This window comes from Helcococcus sueciensis DSM 17243, from assembly GCF_000423145.1.
GTDB classification, from domain to species: Bacteria; Bacillota; Clostridia; order Tissierellales; family Peptoniphilaceae; genus Helcococcus; species Helcococcus sueciensis.
Map to the genome: position 1 here is coordinate 1 of NZ_AUHK01000037.1, position 7,390 is coordinate 7,390.

The 7,390-nt window shown below is 30.5% G+C and carries 2 protein-coding genes; both read left to right on the forward strand.

From position 1 onward, the window contains the following. Positions 1-109 precede the first annotated feature (109 nt). The gene (locus tag G534_RS0106910; RefSeq protein WP_027348462.1) at positions 110-289 is read left to right on the forward strand and encodes a hypothetical protein; all 180 of its coding nucleotides are present in this window, start codon (positions 110-112) and stop codon (positions 287-289) included. Between the two features lie 78 nt (positions 290-367). Then, positions 368-7,390, forward strand: a 7,023-nt coding sequence (locus G534_RS08460; RefSeq protein ID WP_205617670.1) for a beta-N-acetylglucosaminidase domain-containing protein, incomplete at its 3' end; no start/stop codon positions are given.

Sequence of the window (7,390 nt, forward strand, 5' to 3'; positions counted from 1 at the left end):
AGAAAAGGGGTTAAGTTAACAGGTAAATTATCTGCAAGTAATCCAAACTGGGTAGAAATCCAATACAAAGTCCAAAGAGCATATGTTTACAAAGAATTTGTAAAATAGAATGAAAAAAGAAGGAATACCTGCAGAAAATCAAACAAGTAAAGAACATACACCTCAAAGTCCAACAATAAAACCAAGAAAGGGACTAAAGATAGGTGATGCTGGTATAGCAATTATGTCAGCAATGTTGTTAGTATCAATTGATGCTTATGTATTATCTTCAAAGAAGAAAAACCAATAATATGTTTTACGAAGAAAGCTTTATGCTTTCTTCGTAAAAAACAAAAAAATCTATTCATATAAAAATGAAGGAGAATTAATGAAAAATAAAATACTTGCATTTTTATTGTTAGTATCATTAGTTTTGCAACCAATAGGAAGTGTATTTGCAGTAGAAAATAATGATATGACAAATAAAGAGTATAATATTTATCCTAAACCACAAAGTTTAGAATATTCAGAAGGACAGACTGAAATCAAGGAAAAAGTAAACTTGATTTATTCAAATAAGGTAGAAAAGGAAACTTTAGATAAGTTAAGACTAGTATTTAAGGGGAAAACTATTCTAGAAAATGAAGACCTTAAAGATGAGTATACAAATATTATCTTAAGCTTAAATGATGAAGATTCTATAGTAAGTGAAGTAATAAATAAAAAAGGAGTAAAATATCCTAACGAAGGATTTAACCACTATATTTTAATTATAGATAATGGGAATATATATCTAAACGCTAGACAAGCAAATGACTTATTCTATGCAGTTACTTCATTAAAACACATTGTTAACCAAAGTCAAACTAGTTTAAGAAACTTGGTCTTAAATGATTATGCTGACGTAGAATATAGGGGATTTATTGAAGGTTATTATGGTATACCATGGAGTCATGAAAATAAAAAATCTTTAATGGAATTTGGTGGAGATTTTAAATCCAATACCTATATATTTGCTCCTAAGGATGATCCATATCATTCAAGCAAATGGGGAGAATTATATCCACAAGAAGAATTGACTAAGGTGAAAGAATTAATAGATGTAGGTAGGAAATCAAATAATAAATTTGTGTGGACAATACATCCATTTATGTCAAACCAAAGATTTAATTTTAATAACTATGAATCAGATTTCAAAGTATTAACAAATAAATTTGAGCAACTATATGATGCTGGTGTACGTCAATTTGGTATTCTAGCAGACGACGTAGGAACATTAGATAGAAATGTTCTATTGAGACTATTAAATGATATTAGTAAGTGGGCAAAGGATAAGGGAGATGTAATAGACGTCCTATTTTGTCCAGCGGGATACAACCATGCATGGCAAGGTAACTATTCAGAATTAAAAATCTTAAACAAGGCACCAGACAATATAAAAATATTCTGGACAGGAAATAAAGTTGTAAGTCCAGTAAGTCAAGATGCTGTAAACAACTTTATAAAAGGATCAACTACAGATGGAAACCCTGGTAGAAATCCATACTTCTGGTTAAACTGGCCAGTAAATGACTACCACCAACAAAGATTGATGATGGGACCTGGTTATATATTGGAAAAAGGAACTAAAAATTTAGCCGGTTTAGTTTCAAACCCAATGCAACAAGGTCAAGCAAGTAAGGTAGCTATATTTGCTGTTGCAGACTATGCATGGAATACAGATGACTTTGATGCTGATAAGTCATGGAATGATTCATTTGAATATGTTGAACCAAATGCAGCAAAAGACTTGAGAAATATATCTGAACACTTACAAGATATAAGTCCAAGTGGTCATGGCTTAGTATTACCAGAATCACAAAATATAGAAGCTTTACTTAATGAATACAAAGATGCACTTAAATCAAATAATAAAGAAGCTTTAAATAAAGCAACTGAAAGATTAACAAAAGAATTTGATGGAATTTTAAGCTCTATAGATTCATTCAGAAAAAATAGTAAAAATGAAATTCTTTTAGAAGAGATGAAACCATGGCTAGATTCTTTTGAAGAATTATTAGAAGCTGGAAAACTATTTATGGAAGCTGTAGCTTCAGAAGATATGTCTGAAAAATGGAGTAAATTTGCTGAAGGAAACAAGTATTTAGAAAAATCTAAAACTCACAAGGCACCTCATATCAATAATCAAGCTATTTATGTTGATCCAGCATCAAAATTAATTAGCCCATTAATTAATAAAGATATTAAAGAAAAATTAAATGAAGAGCTATATAATCAAGATCAAAATGATAATCAAGGAAATTTAACACTAAAAGGTTTTTATGCGAGTGATATGCTAAGAACATGGAATCCAGGTAATGGTGATATGTCTAAGATGGTAGATGGCGATGTGTCTACAGCTATAACTGTATATAGTAAAAATGGTGACTTTTTAGATGTTGATTCTTATGTTGGAGTAGAATTAAATAAAGTTGCAAATATAAACAATATAACTATAAAACAAGGTAGAAATGGTGCTGCAGGAGATACTTTTGGTAAATCTGTTGTAGAGTACTCAATTGATGGTGTAAATTACACACCTATCCAAGAAGTTCAAAAAGGAAAAGATGTTGATATCCATCTTGAACAAAGTATCCAATCTAAATATATAAGATTTAGAAACTTAGAAAAAGTAAATGTGTGGGCAAGTATTAGAGAATTTAATGTATCAAGTACTGGAAGTGCAGATACCTTTACTAATGTAGATGAATTGAAAAATAAGCAAGCTATAGTAAATGGAGATGAATTTATCCTTGATAAGGTAAACAAGACCTTAAAACCAGGACAATATATCGGTATTGAACTAAGTGAAATTAAGGAAATTGAAAAAGTAGAAAATAATTCTAAGTTAAAATTAGAATATTCTAAAAATAATGTTGTTTACCATGACAACTTAGATGCAGATAAAAGTGCTAGATATGTACGTTTGATTAATGATAGTCAAGAAGATATTACTTTAAATGAAGTATTAAAGGTTAAAACTTCTGACTACAGTCCAATTAGACTCATAGCAACTAATTATAGTGATAAAGAAAACGAACTAGCAGCCTTTGACCAAAATCTAAATACTAAAGCATGGTTCAAAAATTCACAACATGCAGGCAAGTATGCTACTTATGACTTAGGTAGGACTATATCTTTAGAAAAGATTAGAATGATTGTTGATGACAGTGAACATGATTTTATTAGATATGGAAAGATTAGTGTAAGTGATGACAATAAGACATGGAAAGATGTTTTAACAATTGATGCAGGTGAAAATGTAGAAGATAATGCATCAGCATTCCCAAGTAAAGATGTTTCATTTAACTATAAAGAATCTCAATTTGAAGCGAAAGCAGTTCGTTATATCAAATTTGAAATAACTAAAAATAAACCAGGTAATGATAAGTGGGTAAGATTTAATGAAATCCTATTAAATGATGGACAATATTTAGCGAAATCTAAAAAACCTGGCATTCAAGTTACAACGACAGAAAGTCAAAAGAATAATAAATTAGCATTAACTGATAGGAATATTATGACATCATACAAGGCTAGTGAAGCAGGTGAATTGGTTTACTACATTAATAAACCAACAGATTTCAAATCAATCCATATACTAACTTCAGGTTCTGAAAAAATGAACCTATCCATTATGGATGAAAATGAAAACTGGGTAGACCTAGGTGAATTAACTGATACATTCAAAAAGATAGATGCAAGCAAATATGACCATGTTTTAGCTGTAAAATTAAAATGGGATGAAGCTTCTAGAAATATACATGAAATTATTTTAAGTCAAGAAGTAATTGAAGAAACAAAAGATGAAAATCCTCTATATGATGATGTTTTACCAAATAGCAACCAATATAAATATCAAAAAGATGAATTAGCTGCTTTTGTTCACTTTGGACCTAATACCTTTAATGAAGTTGAATGGGGTGAACATTATGGTACAAAACATCCTAAAGAAATATTTACTTTAGATAAAGATTTCGATGCCGAAAAACTAGTAAAAACTATTCATGATGCTGGATTTAAGAAGATCATTATAACAGCAAAACATCATGATGGCTTTGCTATTTGGCCAAGTGAATATACCGATTATGATATAGCTTCAACCGACTATAAGGATGGTAAGGGAGATATCTTAAAAGAAATATCACAAGAAGCAAGTAAATATGATATAGATATGGGTCTTTACTTATCACCATGGGATATCCATGAAAAGTCATATGGATACTATGATGAAAATGGTAACCCTACAAGTAAAGAAAAAGACGTGCTTGACTACAATGACTTTTATAATAATCAGTTAGAAGAAATTCTAGGAAACAAAGATTATGGTAATAAGGGTAGATTTGTAGAAGTTTGGATGGATGGTGCCAAAGGCTCTGGAGCTAATGCTCAAGATTACGACTTTGAGAGATATTTCGATACAATCCAAAGATTGCAAGGTAAAGAAGCCGGACATGACTCAGACGTAATGCTCTTTGGAGCTGAAGCTTACACAACTGTAAGATGGATAGGAAATGAAAATGGATATGCTCATAAAAATACATGGTCAAAATCTATAGTAAATTATGAAAAAAATACCATTGATAGTAACAAGGATGGTGCTTATTATAAAGGACATGAAAATGGTAACCAATGGACAGTTCCAGAATCAGATGCAAGAATAACGTCTGGATGGTTCTGGGGAACAAAGAAAAATACACCAAAAACCATTGAAGAACTAGCAACAATGTACTTTAATTCAGTAGGACACAATTCGCCATTACTATTAAATATACCACCAAATAATCAAGGATCTCTTGATGATTCCATAAGAGAAAGAACACTTGAATTTGGTCAAAATATCAGAGATACCTTTAAAAATAATTTATTGTTACAAGAAGGTGTAAGCATAACAGCTTCAGATACTAGAGAAAATACATCAACTCAAAACTTATTAGATAAGAATGATGAAACTATTTGGGCAACAAATGATGATACACATTCAGCAACTCTCACAATCAAATTACCAGAAGAAACTAGATTCGATGTTATTTCAATTGAAGAAGCTATTTTATACGGTCAAAAAATTAATAACTATAAAGTAGAATACAAAAATGGTGATGGAGATTGGAAGCTTATAGACGAAGGAATAACAATTGGGGCTAAGAGATTAATCAGAACAGAAGTAATCAAAGCTACTGATTTAAGAATAAGTGTTTCAACTCAAAGTGGAAAAGTGCCTATCCTATCTGAAATAGGTATATATAAGGCTTCTAAAGGTTTTGAATTACCTTCTGTCTTACCAAATGGTATGGACTATATAGATGTAAGAGATATCTATAAAGAAGGTGAAAATGATAAAGGATTTACATTTAAAGGTCTATGGCATGATGAAACAGGAATCCAATATCAAAATGGAACTAATACATGGGCAAATATTGGTGCTACATTTGAAGTCAAATTTAAGGGATCAAAAGTTTATCTAGTAGGTACAAAGGATCCAAACCATGGAATAATGGAAGTTCAAATTGATGATGGAGAAATCATAACTATAGATACTCAAGGAAATCCAAGAACTACAAATACTATCATTTTTGAATCAGATGATTTAGAAGATAAAGAACATATATTGAAAGTAAGAGTTAAATCTAAAGCTATAGGTGTTGAAGGAGCCATGGTAATTAATAATGAAGAATTAGGTATGGCAACTATAGAAAAAGATTCTTACACTATGGATGAAGATTCTGAAATTGATGTAAAAATAAAAAGAGTAGGTGGTTCTAAAGGGGAACTAAAAGTTAGATTAGAACCAAACCCAGGAACTGCTATCCAAGATGATTTCGACACAGAAGCCATTACAGATGTAGTTTTTGATGATGGACAAACAGAAGCTATAGCAAAAGTAAGGACAAGAAGAAATACCAAGATTACAGGTGACCAATGGTTTACTATCAATCTAAAACCTATTACAGAAAATGCTATTGTTGGATTTATTGAAACAGCAAAAGTAACAATAAAAGACATGGATCCTGTAGAAGAAGTTAATAAAGAAAAACTAAAAGATTATGTAGATCTAGTTGATGATTTATTACCAAGTTTAGAAGATTTAATTACAAATGAATCTCTTGAAAATATTAACAATAAGCTTAGAGAAGCTAAGGATATATTAGCAAAACCTGATGCTAAACAAGAAGAAGTTGATAAAATTCATGAAGAGTTAAGAGATGCATTTGAAAATCCAGAATTCAAGGGTGAAGAGCCAGAAGTTGTTAACAAAGACGAATTAAAACTTACATTAGATTTAATGAAAGAGTTGTTACCAGAAGTTAAAGATTTATTAACAAAAGATAGCGTAAAAGCTTTAGAAAATCAATTTGAAGCTTCTCAAAAAGTTCTTGACAATGACAAAGCTACTCAAACTGAAGTAAATGAAAGTCTTAAAGCTTTAAATGAAGCTTATAAAGCTCTAAAAGCAAAAGAAACTCCAGAAACTCCTGAATTGAATAAAGAAAAACTAGAAAACTTAATTGGAAGTATAGAATCTAAATTAGATGAAATTCAAGAAAAAGTAAAACCAGAATCAATTAAAAATCTAAAAGAAAAATTAGCGGAAGCTAATGCAGTTTTAGAAAAGGAAAAATTAACTCAAGAAGAAGTTGATGAACAAGTAATGAAATTAATAGATGCATTTACAAATCTTGAATTCAAAGATGTGGAAACTGAAGTTGAGGTTGTAGATACAACATCTCTAGAAAAATTAATAAGAACTGGTGAGTTAAAACTAAGAGAAAATCTAACAAAAGAATCAGCAGAAAAATTAGATGAAGCAATTAGACAAGCTAGCCAATTATTAAATAAAGAAGGATTATCTAATGAAGAGTTAACTGAAGAGATTATGAAACTTCTAGATGCAATACTATCAGTAGAGCATGAAAAAGAAGAACAACCAGAGGATCCAAAAGATCCAGAAGATCCAAAAGACCCTGAAGATCCAAAAGATCCAGAAAATCCAAAAGATCCGGAAGATCCAAAAGATCCAGAAGAACCAAAACTTCATGAAGCAAAAGGATATATAACTGGAACAACAAATGTTAGAGTTAGTCCAAATGGTCCAGTAATAGGAACACTTGCACGTGGAGCTGTTGTAGAAGGTGAATACGAAGAAGGATCAGATTGGGTTAAATTCGATTACTATGGACAAGAAGCGTATGTATACAAACCACTTCTATCAAATACAATAGAAGTAAAAGGATTCGCAAGTGGAGATTCAAATATAAGAAAATCTCCAAATGGCGAAGTAATTGGTTTAGCAAAACGTGAAGAAATAGTAGAAGGTGTTGTATCAATAGATAATCCAAATTGGATTAAGACAGATAAAGGATTTATCTATAGA

Bases quoted from the DNA above. Each gene is read 5' to 3' on its own strand.
- G534_RS0106910 (WP_027348462.1), top strand. From the start codon at position 110: ATGAAAAAAGAAGGAATACCTGCAGAAAATCAAACAAGTAAAGAACAT.